The organism is Actinoplanes sp. NPDC048796, assembly GCF_040650035.1.
Lineage (GTDB): Bacteria > Actinomycetota > Actinomycetes > Mycobacteriales > Micromonosporaceae > Actinoplanes.
On sequence record NZ_JBEZGO010000007.1, the window covers coordinates 58,546 to 82,668 of the forward strand.

Annotated in this window: 23 protein-coding genes and 1 pseudogene; 14 read left to right on the plus strand and 10 right to left on the minus strand. The window is 71.4% G+C overall.

The window, feature by feature from the left end; translation table 11 throughout:
- Positions 1–6: 6 nt before the first annotated feature.
- Genes AB0C26_RS27460 through AB0C26_RS27470 form a run of 3 tightly spaced genes read right to left on the minus strand, consistent with a single transcriptional unit; the run spans position 7 to position 2,856 of the window.
- Complete coding sequence (locus AB0C26_RS27460) at positions 7–1,209, minus strand: NAD(P)/FAD-dependent oxidoreductase (protein WP_360253295.1); 1,203 nt, start codon at positions 1,207–1,209, stop codon at positions 7–9.
- 26 nt (positions 1,210–1,235) lie between these two features.
- Entirely contained in the window at positions 1,236–1,967 is a 732-nt protein-coding gene (locus AB0C26_RS27465) for an SDR family oxidoreductase (protein ID WP_360253297.1), read from the minus strand.
- 10 nt (positions 1,968–1,977) lie between these two features.
- Positions 1,978–2,856 carry a DMT family transporter gene (locus tag AB0C26_RS27470; RefSeq protein ID WP_360253299.1) on the minus strand — a complete coding sequence of 293 codons (879 nt, stop codon included), beginning with the start codon at positions 2,854–2,856 and terminating at the stop codon, positions 1,978–1,980.
- A gap of 114 nt (positions 2,857–2,970) precedes the next feature.
- On the opposite strand from AB0C26_RS27470, the gene AB0C26_RS27475 reads away from it, so the two are divergent.
- The 11 genes and pseudogenes from AB0C26_RS27475 to gntF all read left to right on the plus strand — a co-directional run bounded on the left by AB0C26_RS27475 (position 2,971) and on the right by gntF (position 13,866).
- Positions 2,971–3,858: a LysR substrate-binding domain-containing protein gene (locus AB0C26_RS27475; protein WP_360253301.1), complete on the plus strand. Its 888-nt coding sequence runs from the start codon at positions 2,971–2,973 to the stop codon at positions 3,856–3,858.
- Positions 3,859–3,899: 41 nt separating this feature from the next.
- On the plus strand, positions 3,900–5,300 hold the full coding sequence (locus tag AB0C26_RS27480) for an SDR family NAD(P)-dependent oxidoreductase (protein WP_360253303.1): 1,401 nt from the start codon (positions 3,900–3,902) through the stop codon (positions 5,298–5,300).
- A gap of 91 nt (positions 5,301–5,391) precedes the next feature.
- Positions 5,392–6,594: an ROK family transcriptional regulator gene (locus AB0C26_RS27485; RefSeq protein ID WP_360253305.1), complete on the plus strand. Its 1,203-nt coding sequence runs from the start codon at positions 5,392–5,394 to the stop codon at positions 6,592–6,594.
- Between the two features lie 105 nt (positions 6,595–6,699).
- Complete coding sequence (locus tag AB0C26_RS27490; protein ID WP_360253307.1) at positions 6,700–7,194, plus strand: flavin reductase family protein; 495 nt, start codon at positions 6,700–6,702, stop codon at positions 7,192–7,194.
- Between the two features lie 11 nt (positions 7,195–7,205).
- Positions 7,206–8,261 (plus strand): ABC transporter substrate-binding protein, encoded by a 1,056-nt coding sequence (locus tag AB0C26_RS27495; protein ID WP_360253309.1) that lies wholly within the window; start codon positions 7,206–7,208, stop codon positions 8,259–8,261.
- Entirely contained in the window at positions 8,258–9,097 is an 840-nt protein-coding gene (locus tag AB0C26_RS27500) for an ABC transporter permease (RefSeq protein WP_360253311.1), read from the plus strand. Before AB0C26_RS27495 ends, AB0C26_RS27500 begins: the two co-directional genes overlap by 4 nt.
- On the plus strand, positions 9,073–9,813 hold the full coding sequence (locus tag AB0C26_RS27505) for an ABC transporter ATP-binding protein (RefSeq protein ID WP_360253313.1): 741 nt from the start codon (positions 9,073–9,075) through the stop codon (positions 9,811–9,813). The genes AB0C26_RS27500 and AB0C26_RS27505 overlap by 25 nt, the downstream gene beginning before the upstream one ends.
- On the plus strand, positions 9,810–11,141 hold the full coding sequence (locus tag AB0C26_RS27510; RefSeq protein WP_360253315.1) for an LLM class flavin-dependent oxidoreductase: 1,332 nt from the start codon (positions 9,810–9,812) through the stop codon (positions 11,139–11,141). The genes AB0C26_RS27505 and AB0C26_RS27510 overlap by 4 nt, the downstream gene beginning before the upstream one ends.
- Positions 11,138–11,296, plus strand: a pseudogene (locus AB0C26_RS27515) (aldo/keto reductase); the annotation flags it as partial. The gene AB0C26_RS27510 and the pseudogene AB0C26_RS27515, both read left to right, overlap by 4 nt.
- Before the next feature lie 152 nt (positions 11,297–11,448).
- Positions 11,449–12,513, plus strand: a complete 1,065-nt coding sequence (locus tag AB0C26_RS27520; RefSeq protein ID WP_360253317.1) for an LLM class flavin-dependent oxidoreductase — start codon at positions 11,449–11,451, stop codon at positions 12,511–12,513.
- Between the two features lie 39 nt (positions 12,514–12,552).
- Complete coding sequence (gene gntF, locus AB0C26_RS27525; protein ID WP_360253319.1) at positions 12,553–13,866, plus strand: guanitoxin biosynthesis pre-guanitoxin forming N-methyltransferase GntF; 1,314 nt, start codon at positions 12,553–12,555, stop codon at positions 13,864–13,866.
- 3 nt (positions 13,867–13,869) lie between these two features.
- Here the strand turns inward: gntF and AB0C26_RS27530 are convergent, their stop codons facing one another.
- Positions 13,870–14,283 carry a hypothetical protein gene (locus AB0C26_RS27530; RefSeq protein ID WP_360253321.1) on the minus strand — a complete coding sequence of 138 codons (414 nt, stop codon included), beginning with the start codon at positions 14,281–14,283 and terminating at the stop codon, positions 13,870–13,872.
- Between the two features lie 111 nt (positions 14,284–14,394).
- On the minus strand, positions 14,395–15,357 hold the full coding sequence (locus AB0C26_RS27535; protein ID WP_360253323.1) for a hypothetical protein: 963 nt from the start codon (positions 15,355–15,357) through the stop codon (positions 14,395–14,397).
- A gap of 222 nt (positions 15,358–15,579) precedes the next feature.
- Between AB0C26_RS27535 and AB0C26_RS27540 the strand changes: the two genes are divergently transcribed.
- Entirely contained in the window at positions 15,580–15,831 is a 252-nt protein-coding gene (locus tag AB0C26_RS27540; protein WP_360253325.1) for a hypothetical protein, read from the plus strand.
- Here the strand turns inward: AB0C26_RS27540 and AB0C26_RS27545 are convergent.
- Genes AB0C26_RS27545 through AB0C26_RS27565 form a run of 5 tightly spaced genes read right to left on the minus strand, consistent with a single transcriptional unit; the run spans position 15,821 to position 21,552 of the window.
- A complete protein-coding gene (locus AB0C26_RS27545; protein ID WP_360253327.1) occupies positions 15,821–18,757 on the minus strand; it encodes a DEAD/DEAH box helicase in 2,937 nt (978 codons plus the stop codon). The two genes, AB0C26_RS27540 and AB0C26_RS27545, sit on opposite strands and share 11 nt — an antisense overlap.
- Entirely contained in the window at positions 18,754–19,179 is a 426-nt protein-coding gene (locus AB0C26_RS27550) for a DUF5990 family protein (protein ID WP_360253329.1), read from the minus strand. Before AB0C26_RS27550 ends, AB0C26_RS27545 begins: the two co-directional genes overlap by 4 nt.
- A 9-nt stretch (positions 19,180–19,188) precedes the next feature.
- Positions 19,189–20,436, minus strand: a complete 1,248-nt coding sequence (locus AB0C26_RS27555; protein ID WP_360253331.1) for a hypothetical protein — start codon at positions 20,434–20,436, stop codon at positions 19,189–19,191.
- The gene (locus AB0C26_RS27560; protein WP_360253333.1) at positions 20,429–21,184 is read right to left on the minus strand and encodes an alpha/beta hydrolase-fold protein; all 756 of its coding nucleotides are present in this window, start codon (positions 21,182–21,184) and stop codon (positions 20,429–20,431) included. The genes AB0C26_RS27555 and AB0C26_RS27560 overlap by 8 nt, the downstream gene beginning before the upstream one ends.
- Positions 21,185–21,201: 17 nt before the next feature.
- Positions 21,202–21,552, minus strand: a complete 351-nt coding sequence (locus AB0C26_RS27565; RefSeq protein WP_360253335.1) for an STAS domain-containing protein — start codon at positions 21,550–21,552, stop codon at positions 21,202–21,204.
- A gap of 177 nt (positions 21,553–21,729) precedes the next feature.
- On the opposite strand from AB0C26_RS27565, the gene AB0C26_RS27570 reads away from it, so the two are divergent.
- Together AB0C26_RS27570 and AB0C26_RS27575 are read left to right on the plus strand one after the other, a co-directional pair.
- Positions 21,730–23,271, plus strand: coding sequence for an amino acid permease (locus AB0C26_RS27570; RefSeq protein WP_360253337.1), 1,542 nt, complete (start codon positions 21,730–21,732; stop codon positions 23,269–23,271).
- Complete coding sequence (locus AB0C26_RS27575) at positions 23,268–24,107, plus strand: universal stress protein (protein ID WP_360253339.1); 840 nt, start codon at positions 23,268–23,270, stop codon at positions 24,105–24,107. The genes AB0C26_RS27570 and AB0C26_RS27575 overlap by 4 nt, the downstream gene beginning before the upstream one ends.
- Positions 24,108–24,123 lie beyond the last annotated feature (16 nt).

The window sequence follows — 24,123 nt, forward strand, 5'->3', positions numbered from 1 at the left end:
GGCCGGTCAGCTGAGGGACAGCAGGCGGCCCACGTTCTCCGGTGCGAAGAACTCCACCGGGGACGTTGTGCCCGCGTTGAGGCGGGCGAAGGCGTCCTGACCCTCCTGGCTGCCGGCCAGCGCCGACATCAGCTGGACCGTCTGCTCGTCCGGCGGCTGGAGCGAGGCGATGCCCAGGGTCATCTGGTAGACCGGCATGGCGCGGGCGTCGCGCTGGGACTGGTAACCGGACAGGGCTTCGTCGTACGGCTTCGTGCCGTTCAGCGCCGTGTCGAGCGCCCCGGCCAGGTTCTCGGCGTCGAGGAACGCGTCGGTGATGCCCTGCGCGGTGATGAAGTCGCGGTTGTATCCGGCGTCGCCGACCAGCGCCCAGCCGGGCCCGGACGGCGTACGGAAATAGTTCGGCACCGCCATGCCGGAGATGCGCTCCTCGCGTTTGGCGTCGCGGATCCGCTCGGCGAACGACGGCGACAACGCGAACGTCTCCATCAGCGTGCCCTCGACGTCGTCGCGGTGCTGGGCCATCTCGGCGTGTGGCCAGCCGCCGATGACCAGTGTCAGGCCGTCGTTCGTCGGGCACACCGCCCAGCCGCGCCCGGGGCGGCTGTACGCCTCGAAGGTGTCGGTCGGAAGGTTGCTCCAGTACGAGTAGTAGCCCACCGTCAGCGGCGGCCGCTGTTCGTACTCGGCCGCGCCGACCGTCTTGGCGACCACCGAGTTGCGCCCGTCCGCGCCGACCACCACGCGGGCCCGCTCGGTCACCGGCGCCCCGCTCGCGGAACGCCCGCGGATGCCGGTCACCCGGCCGTCCGTGACCAGCACCTCGTCGACCGTGAAGTCTTGCCGCACCTCGGCTCCGGCGCCGGCCGCGGCGTCGATCAGGATCTTGTCGAGGAGCGTGCGGCGGGGCGCGTAGGCGTACGGCGACTCGGCGCTGCCCGGCGCGCCGGCCAGGGTGAGCGGCCCGAAGTCGAACGAGTACCGGCCCACCGGCGGGCATCCGGTCGCCGCCACCTGGTCGAGCAGCCCCCAGCGCTGGAGCGCGGCCGCGCCCGGCGGGTGGATGACGTGCGTCGACACCGTGTCGCTGGGGAAGGTGGCCCGGTCGACCAGGAGCGTGCGGTAACCCCGGCGGGCCAGCAGCATCGCGAGGGGGGACCCGGCGCAGCGGGCTCCGACCACGATGACGTCGTACGTCGTATCGGTCATCAGGCCATAGTGGAAGATGACGCCGGTCAGCGGAAGACCAGTCCCCCGCCGACTTCGATCACCTGGCCGGTGAGCGCGGCCGAGCCGTCGGAGACCAGCAGCCGTACCGTCTCGACCAGATCCTCCGGCACGATGGGGCGGGGCACCGCCTGCCGGGCCAGCAGCGGCGAGTGCGCCTCCTGGTCGTGGCCCTTGGCCAGTTCGGCCTCACCTTCGGTGCGGATCGCGCCGGGCGACAGGGCGTTGACCGTGACGCCGTGCGGGCCGAGGGCGTGGGCGAGCGACCGGGTCAGCCCGATCAGCGCGGCCTTGCTGGAGACGTACGCCGGTCCGGACGGCCCGCCCATCACGACGGTCGGCGAGACCACGTTGACGATGCGGCCCCAGCCCCGGGCGGCCATGCCTTCGCTGAGCGCCTGAGCCAGCAGCATCGGCGCGGTCACGTTCACCGCGAAGGTCTGCGACCACTCATCGTACGACAAATCGGGAAAATTGATGTTTGAGGCGCGGGCCGCGTTGTTGATCAGGATGTCGACCGGCCCGGCCTCGGCGGCCAGCGAGCGAACAGCCACCGGATCGGTCAGATCCGCCTCGAGCAGGGAAGCCGCGGCACCCCGGTCGCGGCAAAGATCAGCGACGCCGGAAGCCTCCGCGGCGGCGCCCAGGTGATGCAGCAGCAGGGTGTCTCCGGGACGAGCCAGCCCGGCGGCGATGGCCGCGCCGATCCCCCGCCGTGCCCCGGTGATCAAAATCCGCATGCCGCCCACCCTATGCGGCGGTCAGCGCGGGTGACATCGCCGGCGCCGGGCGCGTCGACAGCCAGCAGCCGGCCGCCACCAGGGCGAACCCGGCGATCGTGCTCACGCCCAGGTGCTCGTTCAGCAGGATCACGCCGAGAAGGACGGCCACGACCGGATTGACGTACGTGACCAGACCCGCCCGCGTCGACCCGACGAGCCCGATCAGCTGGTAGAAGGCGAGCAGGGCCACCGCCGTACACAAGAGGCCCAGCACCACCAGCGAAGCCCACGCCGAGCCGGAGACCGGCGAAGCCGGCCGGGCGAACGCCGCGAAGGGCGCCAGGACGAGCGCGCTGATCCCCGTCGTCGCGCCGGTCAGGGCCTCGGTCGGCACGTCGCTCAGCTTGCGCTGCACCAGCATCGTCGCCACCGCGTAGCTGACCGTCGCCACCAGCACCATGCCGGCGCCGATCAGGCCCCAGCGGTCGCCCGACAGGTCGAGGCCGACCAGCAGGGCCACCCCGCCGAAACCGAGGGCCAGGCCGGTGATCCGGATCGGGCTCAGCGGCTCCCGGCGCGCCATCAGCAGCGCGATGACGACCGGTTCGATCGCGATGAGCAGGCCGGTCAGGGACGAGCTGATGTGCGTCTCGCCGTAAGTGATCAGCAGGAACGGCCCGGTGATGTGCACGAACGACAGCAGCACGACCGGGCCGAGATGCCCGCGCAGGCGGCTCAGCGTGCCCCGGGCGGCCGCGATCGGCAGCAGGATCACCGCGGCGATGGCGATGCGCCCGGCCACCACCAGCACCGGTGAGAGGTCCTCGATGGCGACCTTGATGAGGAAGTACGGGATCCCCCAGAGCAGGGAAACGAGCAGGAAGAGAAGCCAGGCGCGACGATTCACACCCCGAGCCTTGTCGCCTACGGTGGTAAGCGGTAGTACCTACGTGCTGATGCGGTGATTAGGAATTCTTACTGTTTCGTCGAGTCAAGGGCGGCGGCGGGGAGGTTGGACGGGATGATTGAGGTACGGCGGCTCGAGATCCTGCGTGAAGTGGCTCGCCTCGGCAGCTTCAACCGCGCGGCCGCCGCCCTGCGGATCACCCCCTCGGCCGTGTCGCAGCAGATCAGCGCCCTGGAACGCTCCCTCGGCACGGTCGTGGCGACCCGGAGCACGCGCGGCGTCGAGCTCACCGACGCCGGCCGGGTGCTGGTCGACGCCGGTGACGCCATCGCGGCCGAACTGGCCAGCGCCGAACACGAGATCGGCCGGCTCGCCCAGGACGGCACCGGCACGCTCACCGTCGCCACCTTCACCAGCGGCGGCCAGCGGCTCCTGCCGGCCGCCCTGACCCGGTTCGCCCGAGAACGGCCCGGCGTCGAACTGGCCGTCCTCGAGAACGAGCCGGAGGACGCGATCCCGCTGGTCCGCGAGGGCGCGGCCGACCTCGCGCTGGTCTACCACTACGACGGGCCGCCGCCACAGCCCGCCGGGCTGTGCTTCACCCCGCTCATGGACGACCCCATGTGGATCGCGGTGCCCGACGATCATCAGCTGGCCGGCCGGGACGCCGTCACCATCGCCGACCTGGCCGGCGAGCGCTGGGTGCACGGCTGCCTGGTCGTCGGCGACCTGCTCGGGCATTACGCGGCCATGGCCGGCTACGAGCCCAAGGTGGCCTGCCGCGGCACCGACTACGTCTTCGCGCAGTCGCTCGTGCGGGCCGGCGTCGGCATCAGCATGATTCCCCGGGTGGCGCTGACCAGCGGCGTGACCACCGTCGCGCTCCGGCCGCCCTGCCCCACCCGCTACATCGGCATCGTGATGCCGAAACGCCGTCCCAACCCTCTCGCCGAAATCCTGGCCGAGGCCCTTGAGAAGACGGTCGCCGCACTCGATAAGTAGAGTGGTTCACCGCAAGTTTCACCCCGAGGGATAAGGGCAGTATGTCGGAGAAAAGGGTCGATCCCGAGCGCTTGGCGCTCTGCCTCGAGGTGCTCGCCGAGGTCGAGTCCCTGCCCGTGGAGCATCCCGACGCCGTGGCCGTACGCCGCGCCACCGCGGGTATCTACAAGACGGCCAAGATGCAGCGCCGCCGCGACCGCCGCGACGCCATCCTGTCGAACGACCGCGCCGTGACCGCGTCGACCGCCACCGGCGCCCCCGGCCGCATCGACGACGAGACCGCCGGCATCCCGCTCAAGAGCACCACCCGGGCCGCCGTGGCCGGGGTGCTGCGCCAGGCCCGCGGCTGCTACATCTGCAAGCAGCGCTACACCCAGGTCGACGCCTTCTACCACCAGCTGTGCCCGTCCTGCGCCGAGAAGAACCACGACCGCCGCGACGCCCGCACCGACCTGACCGGCCGCCGCGCCCTGCTCACCGGCGGCCGCGCCAAGATCGGCATGTACATTGCCCTGCGCCTGCTGCGCGACGGCGCCGACCTGACGATCACCACCCGGTTCCCGCACGACGCCGTCCGCCGCTTCAAGGCCATGCCGGACAGCGCCGACTGGCTCAAGCGCCTGCACGTGGTCGGCATCGACCTGCGCGACCCGGCCCAGGTGGTCGCCCTGGCCGACTCGGTCGCGGCCCGCGGTCCGCTCGACATTCTGATCAACAACGCGGCCCAGACCGTACGGCGTACGCCCGGCTCCTATGCCGCCATCTCCGCCGCCGAGAAGGAGCCGCTGCCCTCCGGCGACCTGCCCCAGCTCGAGTACTTCGGCGGCGCCGGCACCTCGCCGGCCGCGGTCCTGACCACCGGCGCGTCCGCCGTCCTGAGCCCCGACGAGATCACGTCGCTGGCCCTGACCGCCCGCTCGGTGGCCATCGACGCCGGCGGCCTGGTCCCCGACACCACGTCGACGAACAGCTGGAGCGACCGGGTCCACGAGGTCGACGCGCTGGAGCTCCTGGAAGTTCAGCTCTGCAACGTCACGGCCCCGTTCATCCTGGTCAGCCGCCTGCGCGAGTCGATGGTCCAGTCACCGTTCCCGCGCCGCTACGTGGTGAACGTCTCGGCCATGGAGGGCGTCTTCAACCGCGGCTACAAGGGCGCCGGCCACCCGCACACGAACATGGCCAAGGCCGCCCTGAACATGCTCACCCGGACCAGCGCGGCCGACCTGTTCACCGACCACATCCTGATGACCAGCGTCGACACCGGCTGGATCACCGACGAGCGCCCCCACCCGACCAAGATGCGCCTGCACGAGGAGGGCTTCCACGCCCCGCTCGACCTGGTCGACGGCGCCGCCCGCGTCTACGACCCGATCGTCCGGGGCGAGCTGGGCGAGGACGTCTACGGGTGCTTCCTCAAGGACTACGAGCCGATGCCTTGGTGAGTACGTATTACTGACTGTCAAACATCTGATGACGTAGTGCCGTCTCCGGGTGATCGCCGGGTTAGCGTCGACGAATGATCCCGGGTGGTCCGTGAGCGGCGTGCAACCCACCCGCCGAACCGACCTGCCGCTGCCCGCGTCGCGCCGGTCGCCGGACACGGCGGCGGCGGTGCTGCGGGCCGTCCTCGACCACGGGCCGATCGCGCGGAGCTCGATCGCCCGGGCGACCAGACTGTCCGCCGCGACGGTGACCGGCGTGGCGACGTCCCTGCTGAGTCAGGGCCTGGTCCGTGAGGCGCCGGAGGCGGTCGGGCCGCCGGGGATCGGGCGGCCGCACGTGCCGTTGGACGTCGAGTCCGACGCGGTCGGCGTCATCGGCGCCCACATCGCGGTCCCCCGCGCCACGGTCGCCCTGCTCGACCTGCGCGGGCGGGTGATCACCCAGCGGCAGTACCCGCACGGCCGCCGCGACCCGGACAGCGTCCTCGGCGCGCTCGCCACCACCATCGCCGCCGTACGGCGCGAGCACGGCCGCCGCCGGCGGATCCTGGGCCTGGGACTGGCCACCGGCGGCTGGGTCGACGCCGCCCGGGGCACGGTCGTCGAGCATCCGGTCCTCCGCTGGCGCGACGTCCGGGCCGGCGCCGCCCTCGGCGAGGCCACCGGCCTGCCGGTGTGGGTGGACAGCAACTCCCGGGCCCTGCTGCGGGCCGAGCAGTTGCTCGGGCGGGTGGCCGGCCGGGCACGCCAGAGCGCGGTGCAGCTGTTCGTGGGCAACGTCGTGGATGTCGCGTTCGCCACCGGCGGCGTCGTCCATCAGGGTCCCCGGTCGGCGGCCGGCGCTGTCGCTCACCTGCCGGTCGACGGCTGCGCCGAACCCTGTTCCTGCGGTCGTGTGGGCTGCCTGCGGGCGGCGGTCGGTGAGCGGGCGCTGGTGCGCCGGGCGTACGGCGCCGGGGTGATCGACCGGCCGGACATCCACGCGCTGGTGGACGCGGCCGCGGCGGGCGGCGCCGAGGCTCTGGGGATGCTGCGGGAGCGGGCCCGTCTCGTGGGCCGCGCCGCCGCCCTGCTGCTCGATCTGTTCGACCCCGAGGTCCTCGTGGTGGCCGAAGCGGGGGCGAACCGGCTGCCGGAGTGCCTCGCGACGGTGCGCGCGGAGGCCGCCGAGGCGTCGTCGTCGGGAGCCGACATGGTGACAACCGTCTATGCGTCGAGCTTCCCGAACAACGTCCTGGCGGTCGCCGGCGGCGCCGTCGCGCTTGATCAGGTGTACGCCTCTCCCCTGATCTAGCAGGCATTACTTAATTCACTCGGGCGCATAGTTGCCTTCTAAACCTAGCTGCATAGTATGAATTGAAGAACGGCACGCTCCCTCCGCTCGCGAACGGGGAAGCCCATGACTGTCATCGATTCCCGGTCCACATTCGACACATCCATCTTCCGGCAGGTGTTCCGGCGCCACGCCGCCGGCGTGGCCGTGGTGACGGCCGACGCGGGGCGCGGCACGGCCGGTCTCACCGTCACGTCGCTCGCCTCGCTCTCGGCCGAGCCGCCACTGCTGTCGTTCAGCATCGTGGCGACCGCGTCGGTATGGCCGCACCTGCGGGACGCCGAGACCGCCGTCGTGCATCTGCTGGGCGCCGGGCACACCGAGCTGGCGCGGACGTTCGCCACCAGCGGCATCGACCGGTTCGGCGGGGCCACCCGCTGGCGCCGGCTGCCGACCGGCGAACCCGTCCTGGACGACGCGGCGGCCTGGCTGCGGATCTCGATCGAGCACCGCCACCCGGCCGGTGGCTCTCACCTGATCATCGGCCGGGTCGAGGAGGCCGAACTGGCCGCCGAGAGCGCCCCCCTGCTGTATCACGCCGGCACATTCCACGTTCTGTGAAGAAGGTAGCCATGATCAAATTTTGGAGAACGATCCCCGTCGCGGCGCTGGTGCTGGCGGTGGCGGCGTGCGGCGCCGACGAGCCGAAGGCGACCCTGGAACTGAACGCCGCCCTGCCCGACAAGGTCCCCAGCGGCACCACCCTGCGCCTCGGCGACCCGCAGTTACAAGCGATCATCGGGGCCGCGGGTCTGGACAAGGAGCTGACCGACGCCGGGGTGAAGGTCGAGTGGGCCAACATCAGCGGCGGCCCGCAGAGCATCCAGGCCTTCCGCGCCGACAAGCTGGACTGCAGCGCGGTCGCTGACATCCCGTCGCTGTTCGCCGCGTGGACGGGCACCTCGACGAGGATCGTGTTCCAGTCGGTCACCGTCGATCCGCTGGAGCACCCGATCTACAAGCTGGGTGTCGCCCCCGGCGTGAGCGTGAGCTCACTGGCCGACCTGAAGGGCAAGAAGATCGCCTACAGCGCCGGGCAGGCGCAGGGCGCGCTGGTGCTACGGGTGCTGCGCAAGGCGGGGCTGAGCCAGAAGGACGTGCAGCTGGTCGAACTGACCAGCACCGGCGACTCCTACGTGACCGCGCTCGGCAGCAGATCCGTCGACGTGGCGCCGATCGGCGCCCAGAACATCAAGATCTACGAGGCGAAGTATCCGGGCGCCACCTCGATCGACACCGGCATCCGCGACGACGCGTCGACGCTGTACTGCCTCACCTCGGCCGTCGAGAACGCGGAGAAGGCGGCGGCACTGAAGGTCTACGTCGCCGTGCGCACCAAGGCTCTGCTGTGGGCCAACGACCACGAAGCCGAGGTCGCGAAGGCCTACTACGTGGACACCCAGGGACTCGACGAGGCGGACGCGAAGGCCGTCGTCGAGATCGGCGGCGACAAGGCCATCCCCTCCACCTGGGACGCGGCGATCGTCCGTCTCCAGGAGACCGCCGATCTGCTGGCCCAGGAGCAGGACCACGACAAGCTGGACGTGACCACGCTGGTCGACCGCCGGTTCGAGAAGGTGCAGGCGGAGGCCGCGGGTTCCCGGGTGGTCACGGGTGATGCCGCATGACCGCCGCCCTGCACGTCACGGCCCCGAAGACCGACGACAAGACCGACGCCCGGGTCGTACGCCGCCGGCTGGGTCCCGGCCGGCGCATCCGTTTCGCGTTCTGGATCGGCCCGCTGCTCGCCCTGGCCGTCTGGTCGGCGGGCTCCGCGACCGGCGTGATCCAGCCGGCGATCCTGTCGGCCCCGTGGGACGTGGCGGTGGCGTTCGAGGATCAGTGGGCCAACCACGACCTGCTCACCAACATCCTGTCCTCGCTGCAGCGCGCGGTCATCGGCCTGAGCCTCGGCGTGGTGACCGGAGCGGTCCTGGCGGTGATCTCCGGATTGTCGCGGGCCGGCGAGTCGGTGATCGACGGCCCGATCCAGATCAAGCGGTCGGTGCCGACCCTGGCGATCATTCCGCTGCTCATCGCCTGGTTCGGCATCGGCCAGGAGATGAAGATCATCACGATCGCGCTGATCAGCCTGATCCCGATCTACGTCCACACGCACAACGGACTGCGCGGCATCGACGGCAAGTACGCCGAGCTGGCCGAGACGATCAGGATCGGCCGCGGCGACTTCATCCGGCACGTGGTGTTGCCCGGGGCGCTGCCCGGGTTCCTGCTCGGCATGCGGTTCGCGGTCACGTCGTCGCTGCTGGGCCTGGTGGTCGTCGAGCAGTACAACGCGGTCGCCGGCATCGGCCACATGATCAGCCTCGCCGAACAGTACGGGCAGACCGACGTGATCGTGGTCGGCCTGGTCATCTACGGCGTCTTCGGATACTGCGCCGACAGCGCGGTCCGGCTCACGGCAAGGAAGGTGCTGGCATGGCGACAGACACTCGAGGGCTGAGCACTCAGCAGGCGGTCCGGGTACGAAATCTGCATCGCTCCTTCACCAGCAAGGGTGGCGTCCTCAACGGGCTCGACCTGGACATCGCCCCCGGCGAGTTCGTGGCGCTGATCGGCCGGTCCGGCACCGGCAAGAGCACTCTGCTGCGGGCGCTGGCCGGCCTCGACCGCGACGTCGACGGGTACGGGCAGATCACCGTGCCGGGCGCGGTGTCGGTGGTGTTCCAGGACTCCCGGCTGCTGCCGTGGAAACGGGTCCTGGACAACGTGATCTTCGGGTTGCGGGGCGCCGACGCCCGGGAACGCGGCGCGAACGCCCTGGCCGAGGTCGGGCTGGCCGGCCGGGAAAGGGCCTGGCCGCATCAGCTCTCCGGTGGCGAGCAGCAACGGGCCGCGCTGGCCCGGTCGCTGGTCCGGGAGCCACAGCTGCTGCTGGCCGACGAGCCGTTCGGCGCTCTCGACGCGCTGACCCGGATCCGGATGCACGCCCTGCTGCGCAAGCTGTGCGAAACCCACCGGCCCGCGGTGCTGCTGGTCACGCACGACGTCGACGAGGCGATCGTGCTGGCCGACCGGGTGATCCTGCTGGACGCGGGTGTCGTCGACACCGACGTGCGGGTGGACCTGGTGAACCGGTCCCGCTCGGACGCCGGGTTCGCCGCGCTGCGGACGCTGCTGCTGGACCGGCTGGGCGTGGACGAGGAGGGCCGGCGATGACCCGCGAGCTGCACCTCAACGCCTTCCTGATGGGCGTCGGCCACCACGAGGCGTCGTGGCGGCTGCCCGAGTCCGACCCGTACGCCGACTGGGACGTGAAGCACTTCCAGGAGCTGGCCCGGATCGCCGAGCGCGGCAAACTCGACTCGGTCTTCTTCGCCGACAGCCCGGTCCTGAACGGCCATCCCGGGCGACGGCCGGCCGGCAAGCTGGAGCCGACGGTCCTGCTCACGGCGCTGGCCGTGGTCACCGAGCGGATCGGGCTGATCGCGACGGCCTCGACGTCCTACAACGAGCCGTACAACCTGGCCCGCCGTTTCGCCTCGATCGACCACGTGTCGCGGGGCCGGGCGGGCTGGAACATCGTCACCACCGCGGGCGCCGACGCCGCTCGCAACTTCGGTCTCGACGACGTGCCCGCCCATCGGGACCGCTACGAGCGGGCGGCCGAGTTCGTCGAAGTCGCCACCAAACTCTGGGACAGCTGGGCCGACGACGCGGTCCGGGCCGACAAGGTGGCCGGCGTCCACGCCGACGCCCGCAAGGTCCGGGCGATCAACCACCACGGGCGCCACTTCCGGGTCGACGGGCCGCTGAACGTGCCGCGTTCCCCGCAGGGCTATCCGCTGCTCGTGCAGGCCGGCTCGTCGGAGGACGGCCGGGAATTCGCCGCCCGCTGGGCCGAGGCGGTCTTCACCGCGCAGCAGACGCTGGCGGAAGGGCAGGCGTTCTATCGGGACCTCAAGCGGCGTACGGCCGAACTGGGCCGTGACCCGGACAGCATCAAGATCCTGCCCGGGATCGTGCCGGTGATCGGTGACACCCCGGCCGAGGCCCGCGAGCGGGAAGCCGAGCTGGAGCGCCTGATCAGCCCCGAGTACGCCCGCCGGCAGCTCGCCGAACGGTTCGGCCTCGACGAGGAGCTGCTGAGACTCGACGAGCCGCTGCCGGTCGAGCTGCTGCCCACCGAGGACGAGATCGAGGGCGCCAAGAGCCGGTTCACCCTGATCGTCGACCTGGCGAAAAGGGAGAACCTGACCGTGCGCCAGCTGATCGGCCGCCTCGGCGGCGGCCGCGGCCACCGTACGTTCACCGGCACCCCGGTCCAGGTGGCCGACGCCATCGAGGAGTGGTTCGACGGCGGTGCGGCCGACGGCTTCAACATCATGCCCGCCGTTCTGCCCTCCGGCTTGATCGCCTTCGTCGACAAAGTCCTCCCGATCCTGCGGGAACGCGGCCTGTTCCGCACCGAGTACACCGGCGCCACGCTGCGCGAACACTACGGACTCCCCCGCCCTGCGAACAGTTGGGAACCGGCCTCCCGATGAGCATTCCGCTTCGCCCGTTCGGCCGCACCGGTGTCAAGGTCAGCGCTCTCGCGCTCGGCACCATGATGTTCGGCTCGCGCGGCAACACCGATCACGACGACCGCGTCCGGATCATCCACCGCGCCCTCGACGCCGGCATCAACCTGGTCGACACAGGCCAGCTCGGCGCCGCCCAGGTCCGGCTGTCCCGGGACGTCCTCGACGAGATCGACAAGATCGTGCCACCCGGCGTCACCCTGTCGTCGCGGGACCAGGGCTACCAGCCGCCGGCCATCACCGACCTGTCCCGCCGACGCCGGAGCGCCGCATGAGCCCCACCTTCCTGTGGTACATCCCGAACACGGTCGAACCCGGCCACCGCGGCGACGACGCCGTCGACGGCTACGGCACCCTCGACCACAGCGTCGAGCTCGCCCTGACCGCCGAGAGACACGGCTGGTCGGGAGCGTTGATCGGCACCGGCTGGGGCCGGCCCGACACGTTCACGGTCGCCACCGCGCTCGCCGCCCGGACCACCACGTTCCGGCCGCTCGCGGCCATCCGGCCCGGCTACTGGCAGCCCGCGCACTTCGCGAGCGCCGCGGCCACGCTGGATCGGCTCTCCGGCGGCCGGCTGCTGATCAACATCGTGAGCGGGAAGGACAACCTGGCCGCCTACGGCGACGTCGAAGGCGATCAGGCCCAGCGCTACGCGCGGACCAGGGAATTCATGCGCATCACGCGTCGCCTGTGGACCGAGGAGCGGGTGTCGTACGAGGGGGAGCACTTCAGCGTCACCGATTCGACGGTGGCGCCCCGGCCGTACGGCAAAGGTCCTCGTCTCTATTTCGGAGGCGCCTCCCCCGCCGCCGAAAAGGTCGCCGCGACCGAAGCCGACGTGCAGCTCTTCTGGGGCGAACCGCTGGAAGGCGTGGCCGACCGCATCGCCCGCCTGCGCCGGTTGAGCAGCGACCTCGACCGGGATCTGCCGCCGCTGGAGTTCGGCCTGCGCATCACCACGCTGGTCCGCGACACCACGGAACAGGCGTGGCGCGACGCCGAGGCGAAGGTCGCCGACATGGCCGCCCGCTCGGCCTCGCCCGACCTGCTGCGCGGCCCGGCGGTCGGCCAGCAGCGCCTGCTCGACCTGGCCGCGCGAGGCGACGTCCTGGACTCCTGCCTCTACACCGCGCCCGGCCGTCACGGCGGGGGCGGCGCCGGCACGACCTGGCTGGTCGGATCCGCCGACGACGTGGCGGCCGCCCTGCGCCAGTACGCCGACCTGGGCATCACGCACTTCGTCCTGTCCGACACCCCCTACCGCCGGGAGACGGCCCGCGTCGGCGACGCCCTGATCCCCCTACTCTCCGAGCAGCGATTGACCACTATCTGACCTGGCAGGTGAGCACCGGTTGGGCCGACCCTGGGCGGCATGGTCCGATCCCTCGTCGCCTGGCCGGTCAGCCTGGCGGCCACCGCGGTGTCCACCCTCGCGCTGGACGCCTGGGCGGCCGTCACCGGAGCCGGCCTGGTCGCCTCCGGGCTGCTCACCGGCCTCGGCCAGGGACCGGTGGTGGCGGTCGTCCTCGCCAGTTACACCGCCTGGGTGTTCGGGCTGCGGGCCAACCTGCGGGCGAACGGATCTCTGCTGGCGGCCACCGGGACGAGCACCAACGTGCTTTCCAAGCTGGCGTACGACGTCACCCGGCGCCGTTTCGGCGGTGAGCGCGCCGCTCGGCTGGCCGCCGCCGCGGCGTACACCGGAACCGAGGTCGTCAAGGAGGTGCCGTACTACACGGCCGCCTTCGGCGCCGCGGTCGCGACCGACTCGATCACCACCGACGAGGCCCTGATCTTCCTCGCCGGCGCCAACCTGGGCGCGGCGTTCTACGAGGCCGTCCTCGCCCGGCTGACCCGGACCCGGCTGGGCCGGCACGCGTCGTTCGACACCGACTGGGTGCCGGCCGAGTATCTGACCGACTACTACCGCACGGTCGAGCCGGACGAGATCGCCACGATCAGGTTCCTGGTCGACGCCATGCGCCACGCCGACCCCGACCGGCCCATCCTGTACTTCGGGACCGGCCCCACCCTCCACCACGTCTTCGCGTCCGCCGCGACGGCGTCCGAGATCCATCTGGGCGACTACCTGCCCGAGAACCTGGCCGCGATCCAGAGGTGGATCGACCGCGCCCCGGACGCCCACGACTGGCGGCCGTTCGTCCGCTACACACTGCAATGCGAGGGCATCGACCATCCGACCGACGACGAGGTGACCATCCGTGAAGACATGACCAGGGCCAAAATCACCGCTTTGGTACGGGTGGACGCCCGCCACCCCCGCCCGCTGAACCGGAGCTACCCGACGGTGGTCAGCGCCTACTGCGCGGACTCGGCCACGAACGACCGCGCCACCTGGGAAATGTTCACCCGGCACATCACCGGCCTGGTCCAGCCCGGCGGCCTGTTCCTCACGGCGGCGCTACGCCGCTGCCGCGGCTACACGGTGGGCGGCAAGACCTTCCCCGCCGCCGACATCGACGAACGCGACCTCCGAGCCGCCCTGCACCCGGACTTCGAGCCCCTGCACGAGGGAATCGAGGTCGTCCCCACCGCCCAGCACGGCTCCCACGGTTACGCCGCCATCCTGCTCTGCCAGGCTCGCCGCACCCACCGCGTGACTGCCCCAAACAGTCGAGCCACGGCCCTGCGGGGCCGTGGCTCGATGTGGTGCTTACTGATCTGACGATCAGAACTTGTGCTTGCGGTGGTGGTAGCGGTGGTAGTAGCCCGGACCGCGGTCGCCGAAGTCGTCGCTGTTCCAGTTGTACCAGCTGTCGCTCCAGTCGTCCCAGTCGTCGTTGTCCTCGACCACGAGGGCCCAGCGACGGTGGAAGCCGTAGCCGACCGGCACGCACTCGGCGTCGTCCCAGCGGTCGAAACGCTCCCCGATGCGGCCGGCGATGACGCAGCGACGGTAGTCGCGGTAGTAGCCGACGACGCGCTCGTCATCGTCGTCCCAGTGCTTCGCCGTGCTCGACGACGCCTGCGGGGCGACGTTCGAGCTGCTGCCGGTGGCGGCCACGGCCGTACCAGCACCCAGCGTCGCGGCGGCGACGACACCCAGACCGGAAACCATCAGCATTCGGGTGATTCGGTTCATGTCACACCTTCTCTTGACAAAACGCTGTGTCCCAAGAAGGAGATCATGAAAACGGAAAGTCACGGGCCGGTTTCGGAGCGTGTAACCCGATCGTGGGAGAACGGACTTCCGCTAGGTTTCCGGCAGCGCGAGGTACGCGGGTCGCAAAACGTCCACAATCGGGCGCCCATCATGGGCCAGCCCCGGCGGATCAAGCTGGTCGAGCAACGCGTCCGGCCTGGTCACGGCCCCCGGCCGACCCCCGGTGGGCACGGCCGGCTCGCCAAGCCCGCTCCCCCAGAAGTCCGCCGCGTCGCCCAGCTGATCACCCAGATCGGGGACGGCGTCATCCACCACGGCCCCGCTCGCCCCGAAATCGGCGGACGCGCCCATACCGCCGCCGGAAGCGGCCCGAGCGCCAGCGGAAGCACCCATACCGCCGGCGGAAGCACCTTGGCCACCGGTCGAAGCGCCTTGGCCACCGGCGAAAGCGCCCATAGCGCCAGCGGAAGCACCCTGGCCACCAGCGGGAACGCCCAGACCGCCGGCGGAAGCGGCCGGATCGCCGGTGACCGCGCGGGCGCTGCGCAGCTCGCGCAGGCGCAGCAGCAGTTCGTCCCGGCCCCGGCCCCGCCAGGTGAAGGCGCCGAACGGATCCTCCTCGAAGCTGCGCGCCAGCGCGTAACTCGTGGCCGCCAGGTGCACGCACGGCATGGGCCACCGCTCGCAGGTGCAATCCATCGCCACTTCGTCCAGCGACAACGGCACCAGCGACAGCCCGGCCGCCTGGAACACCTGGCCGATCCCCGGCGGCATCCGCCCCGCGAGCAGATCGGCCGCGAAGCGCGCCTCCCTGACCAGGTCCTCCTCGACCCGCGCCCACTCCGACGCACCGAAGGCCCGCACCGCGATCCGCGCCCGGAACGCCCGCGGATCGTCAGGCCCCCGCACCAGCGCCACCACGAGACTCCCCGAGATGGTCAGGCTCCGCACATGCCCGGCCCGCTCGTCCCGCCGCCCCCGCGCAAAGGTCGGCCCCATCCGCAGCGACTCGAAGGTCCCGAGAAACGCCAGCGACAACCGCTCATCACTCATCGTCAGTCCCAAAATAGGCGAAAAGGCGCGTGGGTGAGGCGCCGGCTGCGCACCCGGAAAGGACGTAACCCGAGGGCCGACCCCGCAGGCGCAAAGGGACGCGAGTAAGGGGCCGGCGACGCAGACGCGAAGCGACGCACGTGAGGACAGGCGGAAAGGGCGCGGGCGGAGGACCAGCCGCGCAGGGAAGAAGGCGGGCGTCGGCCCAGCAAGGACAAGGAGGTGGGGGTCGGCGACGCCGGACGCGAGGGAACGAGGGCCAACAACCCCGAGCGCGAGGGAGTAAGGATCAGCGACGCCGGACGCGAGGGAATGAGGGCCAGCGACCCCGAGCGCAAGGGAATGAGGACCAGCGACCCCGAGCGCGAGAGAATGAGGGTCAACGGCCCCGAGCGCGAGGGAATGAGGACCAGTGACGGCGGACGCGAGGGGATGGGCGCCGGGGAGGTCGTAGGTGCGGGAGTCAGTCACTGATCGCCTCCGGGGCGAGGATCAGCAAGTCCCGCAGTTCGGTGGTGGACAGGGAGGTCAGCCAGCCCTCGCCGTTGCCGACGACCCGCGCGGCCAGGACGCCCTTGTCGGCCAGCAGGCGGTCGATGCGTTCCTCCAGGGTGCCCAGGCAGACGAGGGTGTGGACCTGGACGTCGCGGCTCTGGCCGATGCGGAAGGCTCGGTCGGTCGCCTGCTCCTCGGTGGCGGGGTTCCACCAGCGGTCGACGTGGACCACGTGGTTGGCCGCTGTCAGGTTGAGGCCTGTGCCGCCCGCTTTCAGGGACAGGACGAAGACGCCGGGGTGGGTGTCCGCCTGGAACGCGGCCACCATCTCGTCGCGGGCCGCCCGGGGTGTGCCGCCGTGCAGGTAACGCACCGGCACGCCGAAACGGGCGGCCAGGTGGGGCGTCAGCATCGAGCCGAAGCGGGCGAACTGGGTGAAGCACAGCAGGCTCTCGCCCCGCCCGAGGGCCTGGTCGACGATCTCCTCGAGGCGTTCGAGCTTGCCGGAGCGGCCGGGCAGCGGTGAGTTGTCGCCCAGCAGCAGGGCCGGGTGGACGCAGGCCTGTTTCAGCTTCGTCATGCCGGCCAGCACGATGCCCTTGTTCCAGCGGTCGGTCGACTCGTCGAGCCTGGTCGTCATCTCTTCGAGGATCGCCTTGTAGAGCGTGCTCTGCTCGCCGGTCAGCCCGCACAGGTGGCGTACGTGGCGTTTGTCGGGCAGTTCATCGACGATGATCGGGTCGGATTTGACGCGGCGCAGCAGGTAGGGCCGGGTGGCCTGGCGCAGCCGGGACGCCGCCTCCTCGTCGGCGTACCGCTCGATCGGGACGGCGAAGCGGGCGCGGAACGTGTGCGCCGAGGCGAGCACGCCGGGGTTGACGAAGTCGAGGATCGACCAGAGCTCGGCCAGCCTGTTCTCCACCGGCGTGCCGGTCAGCGCGATGCGCACCCGGGCCGGGAAGCGCCGTACCGCCCTCGCTCCCGCCCCCGCGCTGTTCTTGACGTTCTGCGCCTCGTCGAGCACCACCCGGTCCCACTGCACCGCGGCCAGCCGGTCGGCGTCGCGCACCGCCGTCGCGTACGTCGTCAGGACTATGTCGGTGTCCGGCGCGACGTCGCGGTCGGCGCCGTGCAGCACTGACACGCTCAGCGAGGGCGCGAAGCGGGCGATCTCGCGCTGCCAGTTGCCGAGCACCGACAGCGGGCAGATCAGCAGCGCCGGCCCGGACCGCCGGTGCAGCAGCAGGGCCAGCAACTGCACGGTCTTGCCGAGGCCCATGTCGTCGGCCAGGCAGGCGCCCAGCCCGAGGCCGTCCAGGAACGCCAGCCAGGAGAAACCCCTGATCTGGTACGGACGGAGCGAGCCGGCCAGCGCCGGCGGCGGGTCGAGCAGGGTGAGCCGGTGTTCGAGGTCGCCCGAGAGCAGGTCGGCCATCCACCCGGACCCGGCCGTGGCGGTGACCGGGAGCGGCAGTTCCTCCGGCGGCAGCAGCTTGATCGTCCGGAGTGCGTCGCCGGCCGTCATCGTGCCGCCGCCGCGGGCCAGGAACCGCAGCCCGGCGTCGAGCCGTTCCGCGTCGAGGTAGACCCACCGGCCGCGCAACCGCACCAGCGGCACCTTGGCCCGGGCCAGGTCGGTCACCTCGGCCTCGGTGAGCATCTCGCCGCCGAGGGCCAGCCCCCAGTTGTAGTCGACCATGTGGCCCAGGTCGGCCGCCTGGTCGCGCAGCACCGCCGGCACCGCCTCGCGGGGCCGCAGGTTGAGGCCGAGGCCGAGCCCGGGCCGCTGCCGCCACCAGGCCGGCAGCAGCACGCCGTACCCGGCTTCCTCGAGCACGGCCGCGTGGCTGAGGAACCGGTGGGCCTGTTCGGTGTCGAGGACCATGTCGACCGGCCGCGGGACGCGCAGCGCCGCCTCGAGGTCGGGGTAGAGCCGGGCCGCCCGGCCGAGCCCGCCGAGCAGCCTCTCCTGCGGGTGCCGGGTCCAGCGGCGCAGCGGCGCGTACGAGTCGTGCCAGATGTCGGCCGCCGTGACCAGGGCGCTCGGCTCGTCGACGGCCTGGAGCAGGAATTCCAGCAGCCAGGCCTCGCGCGGCGGCGTGCCGGCCGGGTTCACCGCGTCGGGCTCCTCGCCCTCCTGCGTGACGTGGCTGAGCCGGAAGCACAGCCGCACGGCCGCGCCGGAGACGGCTCCCGCATACCAGGCGTCGAGCTTGTCGGCCAGGTCGTCGGCGAGCGCGGGCGCGGCCACGAACCGGGGGTCGTCGGTCAGCGCGGTCAGCCATCCGTCGCCGATCCGCACGCCGGCCTCGGCCAGCCGGATCCGCACCAGGCCGTCGACGAGGCGGTCGAGCGCCGCGGCCAGCGCGTCCGGCGCCGGCAGCCCGGCCACGTCGCCGGGGCGGGACCGCTCGGCCCGGGCCGCCGCCGGCAGCCGGCGCAGCAGGTCGGCGTGGTGGATCGCGTCGAAGCCGGTGAGCACGGGCCGCCAGCGCGCGACCGGCCCGTGCGGGTGGACCGCCGGCAACACCCGCCCGCGCCGCACGAGGTCGGCCGCGAACGCGCACAGCTCGACGAGCCAGAGAACCGACGACCCGAGCCGCCCGTCCCACGAGTCGGCCAGGTCGTCGTCGAGGAACGGCACGGTCACCGCCGGCACGGTCCAGGCCCGCAGCCGGGGTGTGCCGCGCCGGGGCGGCAGGCCGAGCTGGGGTGAGGGCAGCGGACCGGCGCTGGTGGAGGGCAGGACCAGCGTGACCGGTGGCCGCGGGTCGCCGGCCGGCAGCGCGGAGGCGGCCAGGGCGAACGCGGCCCGGTCGGAGGACTCGCCCCACAGCCCCAACGAGCCGTCGCGCGCGACGAACCCGTGCAGCACCCGCACGGTGGCCTGGGCGACGGCGGTCACGCCACGCTCCAGTCGGGCCGCACCCGCGCGCACACCGGGTCACCGTGGGCGTCGGTCAACCCCAAGGAGCCGGTCAAGAGCTTTCCCTCGTACGCCGCCCGCAGCACCGCCGTCGGCACCTCGCCGAACATGAGTTTCGCCCGCCGGAACATCTCGAAGGTGTCTCCGACCACGTTTCCCCAGGTCAGATAGAGGAACCGGGCGCCCGGGCGGCCGTGCACCCAGGGCCCGCCGACGTCGAGCAGATCGTCGACCTCGCGCGCGTCGACGGTGATCTCCCACGTCGCCGACGGCGCCCAGGCCGGGACCAGAAGCTCGGCCGCGGCCTTGCGCTGGACCCCGACATGGACGTTGGCCAGCCGCAGCGCGGAAGACCCGGGCCGGGCGCCGGGCAGGTCGTGTCCCTCGATGCGGATCTGCACGCTCAAACATTAGGCCGGGGGTACGACATGATCGCGCTGCCAGGCGTCGATCAGGCCCCCGAAGTGTGCGAGGAACCTCTCGTGCTCGTGCACCGGATAGGTGGCGCGGACCGTCTCGCGCAGCAGCGACCGGAACTCCTCGGACGAGACCCAGTCGTTGACGATCTCGTCCACGTGCCCCAGATAGGCCGCGCAGAAGTCCTGGTAGCGGTCGACCTCGAAGTACGCGTCGGCGAGCCGTCGATATTCGCCCAGTTTCTCGGCGTACGACAGGGAATCGTCGTCGGAGATCTCGAAATAGGCGGCGGTGTCGGTGTCGAGCCGGGGGCGGCGACCCGTGACGACGCAGTAGGTGGTCCAGCGGGCCAGGGCGGCCATCGCCCACGGGAAGTAGTAGTGCAGCGAGGTGATCGCCACGTCGGGGCAGGCGTTGGCGTAGTCGATCGGGTGCGCATCGGTACCGCGTACCAAAGTCTCGCAGGAGTTGAACTCCCAGCGGAAGAACGCGTTGACCAGCCGCGAGATGGTCACCACCTCGTCGCCGACCTCGGCCGAGAGGAAGCTGTGGTCGACCTCGTAGCGGGCGTGCATCGGCTGGTCGGGCCGGAACTTCATCACCATCGTCTCGGGGCCGATGCTCAGCGAGCGCGCGAACACGTCGTACCCCTCGACCGAGGACTGCAGGTGCATGAGCCGCTCCCCCGACGCGTCGTAGGCGGCGTGCAGCTCGTCCGGGTTGCGGATCTTGGAGACGCCGACCCAGGCGCCACCGTCGTACGGCTTCATGTAGAGCGGATAGCCGACCTGCTCGGCCGTACGGTCCAGGTCGAAGGGCTGGTTGTAGCGGGCGGCCGTGTACGCGTACCGGCTGTTGTCCAAAGGGTTTTTGTACGGCACCAGGACCGTCTCCGGCACTTTGAGGCCGAGCCGCATCATCGCGCAGTACGCCGCGTGCTTCTCCATCGACTGGAAGGTGAACGGGCTGTTCAGCAGGTACACGTCGTCCATCAGCGCGATCTTCTTGAGCCACTCGCGCGGGTGGTAGTACCAGTACGCGAGCCGGTCGATCACCAGCTCGTGCCGCGGCTCGTAGCGCAGGTTGAACGGCTCGATCGTGACCCGCTCCGCGTTGACCCGGTGCGTCTTGCCGTCCGGCCCGGTGATAGTGCCGATCCGCCGCAGCAGCGCCTCGTAGGCGCGCGGCCAGTCGTCCTCGGTTCCCAGCAACAGTCCGATGGTGTGCTCGACGTCAGCCACTGCGGCTCCTCTCAAGCCCGTTCAGCAGTGCGGTGAGGTGCGGATCCAGGGCGTCCCGCCACGCGGGCCAATCATGACCACCTTCGTTTTCCGCGAACGCGACCGGATAATCCTGCGATCGCAGCGCCGCGGCCATGCTGCGGTTGTTGGCCAGGTTCTCCTCGCCGCGCCCGCAGGTCATCGCCACCGGCACCGGCGTCGCCGGCCCGCCGGAGGCCCGCAGCACCCGCCCGGTGAACCGGACGATCCGCAGCCAGCGCGCGAAACCGGACTCCTGCTTGTCGAACCGGGGCTGGAAGAAGCTGCCGGACTGCAGGAATAGCCCCGTGAACGCCGGCGGATGGCGCCGCTGGCAGTGCAGCATGGCCAGCGCGCCCAGGCTGGCGCCGATGCCCACCACCGGGCCGTCGGCCACCTGGGGCAGGATCTCGGTGGCCAGGCTGCGGGCGTACGCGGGTGACGCCGCGTACCACTCGAGGCGGTCGCCGGCGGGCAGCAGGACGAGCCGGCAGGGCGGGATCCGCCCGGCCGTGATCGAGGAGGCGACGTAGCGGCCCAGCCCGGCGTGCCGGTCGTAGTCGGGCCCGTCGTGGACGACCAGTACGCGATCGGTGTCCTGGGCGGGCGCCCAGACCCGCACGGCGAGCACGGCGCCGAGCTGCGGCGCCTTGACGTCGAGGTCGTGCCAGCGGCCGGCGGCCGCGGGCATGCTCAGCCAGTCGGGTTCACGGCCGGCCGAGCGCTCCATGAACGCACTTTAAACGCTCAGGGCGTATAGGTCTGCGTCGGTGAGGAAGAAGGGGGCAGGCCGAACATCTCGGTCAGGCCGGTGACGCGCAACTGGCGGTGCACGAACTCGCTCGGGTTGCGGAGGATGAACCGGGTGCCGACCTCGCGGGCCGCGTTGTGGCCGGTGACGAGGGTACCGATGCCCTGCGAGTCCATGAAGGTGACGAAGGTCAGGTCGACCACCAGGGTGACCGGCCGCTCGCGCTGCAGGGTGCCGAGCAGGATCTCGCGGAGGGCGCCGACGGTGGCCGCGTCGAGGGTGCCACGGACGTCGACGACGATCGCGCCGTCCGCCTGCCGCCGCGTCGTCATGACCGCCTCGCCCATGGCAGAGAACCTCTCTTTCCCGTGGCCACACCGTACCCCGGGGGAACGGACCCTCGCAGGCTGCCGCGTGTTTCCGGCACCACAGCGGACACCCGGTGCGTGTCCTTGAGTTGCGGACCACAGTCAGTAGGCACATCGTTACATCGGCGGATAGCGATAACGGGAGGTGAACGCGGTATGGCGACGACTTCGGGACGGCCGGGCATCTTCGCGGTCAGAGACGTACGCTCCCTGATCACCGAGACGGCGGAGGAGGGCCACGGACTCAAAAAAGCGGTCGGCGCGACACAACTGACCGCCATGGGTGTCGGCGCGATCATCGGCACCGGCATCTTCGTGGTGATCGGCGAGGGGGCGGGGATCGCCGGACCGGCGGTCATCCTGTCCTTCGTGCTCGCCGCGGTCGCCTGCACGTTCTCCGCGCTGTCCTACGCGGAGCTGGCCTCGTCGATCCCGGTGGCCGGCAGCGCGTACACGTACACCTACGCCACCCTGGGCGAACTGGTCGCCTGGATCATCGGCTGGGACCTGATCCTGGAGTACGGGGTGTCGGTCGCGGCCATCGCGGTCGGCTGGGGCGGCAACCTCAACGCCTTCCTCGACTCCGCGTTCGGCGTCGCCCTGCCGGACGCGATCGCCAAGTCCCCCGAGGACGGCGGCGTCTTCAACCTGCCGGCCGTGTTCGTGGTCCTGGCCATCACCCTGCTGCTGGTCCGCGGCGTCACCGAGAGCGCGCGGGTCAACCTGGTGATGGTCGTCATCAAGCTGACCGTGCTGCTGTTCTTCATCGTCGTCGCCTTCGCCAACTTCGGCACCGGCAACTTCCAGCCGTTCGCCCCCGAGGGCGTGGACGGGGTGACATCGGCGGCGGCGGTCATCTTCTTCGCGTACATCGGCTTCGACGCGGTCTCCACCGGCAGTGAGGAAGCCCGCAAGCCGGAACGCGACCTGCCGCTGGCCATCATCGGCTCGCTGCTGATCTGCACGCTGTTCTACGTGCTGACCGCGGTCGGCGCGCTCGGCATCGCCTCCCCCGACCAGATGAAGGAGAGCGACGCCCCGCTGGCCGCCGCCCTCGACCAGGGCGCCGGCATCAGCTGGGCCGCGGCCGTGCTCGCGCTGGGCGCAGTCGTCGCCATCACCAGCGTGGTCCTGGTCATCATGTACGGGCAGACCCGCATCTTCTTCGCCATGTGCCGCGACGGCCTGCTCCCCCAGCGCCTGGCCCAGGTCAACCAGCGGTACGGCACACCGGCCCGGCTCACCATCGTGCTCGGCGTGCTGATCGCGATCCTGGCCGCGCTGGTCCCGCTCAGCGAGATCGTCAAGCTGGTCAACATCGGCACCCTGTTCGCCTTCGTCCTGGTCAACATCGGCGTGATCGTCCTGCGCCGGACCCGCCCCGACATGCCGCGCCCCTACCGGGTGCCGTGGTCGCCGGTGCTGCCGCTGCTCGGCATCGCGTTCGCCGTCTACCTGATGACCGACCTGCCCGTGGACACCTGGATCCGGTTCATCGTCTGGCTCGCCATCGGCATGGTCATCTATTGGCTGTACGGCTACCGCAACTCCCGCCTGCGCACCGAGGCGCGCGCCACACCCGGCTGGGCCCGCGACCAGCACTCCGACTCCGACTCCGGCCCTGACTCCGACTCCGGCCCTGACTCCGGCTCCGGCCCTGACTCCGGCTCCGGCCCCGGCGAGGGAGGCCCGAGATGACCGGCCCCGTCGTCACCGGATACGACGGCGGCGAGTCCGGCGCCGCCGCGCTGGCCCTGGCGAGCTGGACGGCGCAGACGCTGGGCGTCCCCCTGATCGTGGCCGTGGTGCACCCGGCCCCGGCCGCCCTGGGCTCGGGCCGCGTCGACGCGGAGTGGGTGGCCGACCGGCACCGGGCGGCCACCCGGGTGCTCGACGGAGCCCGCACCGCCCTCGAGGGCACGACGACGGAGGTCGACTACCGCCTGATCGCGTCCTCGTCGGCCGCACACGGCCTGCACGACCTGGCCGAACAGGAGGCGGCCTCGGTGCTGGTGGTGGGCGCGGGCGGCAGCACCGCCGAACGCCTGCTGGCCGGCACGCTCTGCCCGGTCGCGGTGGCCCCGGCCGGCCTGGCCACCCCACTGGGCAAGCTCGGCCGCATAGGCGTGGCCTACGTGGACACCCCCGACGGCCGCCGCGCCCTGGAGGAGGCGGCCCTGATGGCCACCCGAACGGGCGCCGAACTGCGTCTCTACACGGTGGTGGCCGAGGCCGACGCGTCCCTGCCGTTCCTCGTGGGCGACGACGCCGAGCGGGCCTTCCTCGACACGGCCCGCGAAACGTACGAGTTGTCCCTGTCCCGAGCCGCCGAGTCCGTACCCCACGCCCACACCGACTGGCGCGTCGAGTCCGGCGACGTGGTCGAAAAGCTGGCCACCCTGACCGAGGTGGACGTCCTCTTCTGCGGCTCCCGAGGCTACGGCCCCGCCCGCCGAGTCCTCCTGGGCGGCGTCTCCACCCGCCTCATCCGCCGAGCCCGCCTCCCCGTCGTGGTAGTCCCCCGCAGCGGCTGACCCAGAACAACGGACG

Bases quoted from the DNA above. Each gene is read 5' to 3' on its own strand.
- AB0C26_RS27465 (WP_360253297.1), bottom strand. From the start codon at position 1,967: ATGCGGATTTTGATCACCGGGGCACGGCGGGGGATCGGCGCGGCCATC.
- AB0C26_RS27560 (WP_360253333.1), bottom strand. From the start codon at position 21,184: ATGGAGCGCTCGGCCGGCCGTGAACCCGACTGGCTGAGCATGCCCGCG.
- AB0C26_RS27475 (WP_360253301.1), top strand. From the start codon at position 2,971: ATGATTGAGGTACGGCGGCTCGAGATCCTGCGTGAAGTGGCTCGCCTC.
- AB0C26_RS27480 (WP_360253303.1), top strand. From the start codon at position 3,900: ATGTCGGAGAAAAGGGTCGATCCCGAGCGCTTGGCGCTCTGCCTCGAG.
- AB0C26_RS27530 (WP_360253321.1), bottom strand. From the start codon at position 14,283: ATGAACCGAATCACCCGAATGCTGATGGTTTCCGGTCTGGGTGTCGTC.
- AB0C26_RS27490 (WP_360253307.1), top strand. From the start codon at position 6,700: ATGACTGTCATCGATTCCCGGTCCACATTCGACACATCCATCTTCCGG.
- AB0C26_RS27570 (WP_360253337.1), top strand. From the start codon at position 21,730: ATGGCGACGACTTCGGGACGGCCGGGCATCTTCGCGGTCAGAGACGTA.
- AB0C26_RS27510 (WP_360253315.1), top strand. From the start codon at position 9,810: ATGACCCGCGAGCTGCACCTCAACGCCTTCCTGATGGGCGTCGGCCAC.
- AB0C26_RS27500 (WP_360253311.1), top strand. From the start codon at position 8,258: ATGACCGCCGCCCTGCACGTCACGGCCCCGAAGACCGACGACAAGACC.
- AB0C26_RS27575 (WP_360253339.1), top strand. From the start codon at position 23,268: ATGACCGGCCCCGTCGTCACCGGATACGACGGCGGCGAGTCCGGCGCC.
- AB0C26_RS27535 (WP_360253323.1), bottom strand. From the start codon at position 15,357: ATGAGTGATGAGCGGTTGTCGCTGGCGTTTCTCGGGACCTTCGAGTCG.
- AB0C26_RS27505 (WP_360253313.1), top strand. From the start codon at position 9,073: ATGGCGACAGACACTCGAGGGCTGAGCACTCAGCAGGCGGTCCGGGTA.
- AB0C26_RS27520 (WP_360253317.1), top strand. From the start codon at position 11,449: ATGAGCCCCACCTTCCTGTGGTACATCCCGAACACGGTCGAACCCGGC.
- AB0C26_RS27495 (WP_360253309.1), top strand. From the start codon at position 7,206: ATGATCAAATTTTGGAGAACGATCCCCGTCGCGGCGCTGGTGCTGGCG.
- AB0C26_RS27565 (WP_360253335.1), bottom strand. From the start codon at position 21,552: ATGGGCGAGGCGGTCATGACGACGCGGCGGCAGGCGGACGGCGCGATC.
- AB0C26_RS27460 (WP_360253295.1), bottom strand. From the start codon at position 1,209: ATGACCGATACGACGTACGACGTCATCGTGGTCGGAGCCCGCTGCGCC.
- gntF (WP_360253319.1), top strand. From the start codon at position 12,553: ATGGTCCGATCCCTCGTCGCCTGGCCGGTCAGCCTGGCGGCCACCGCG.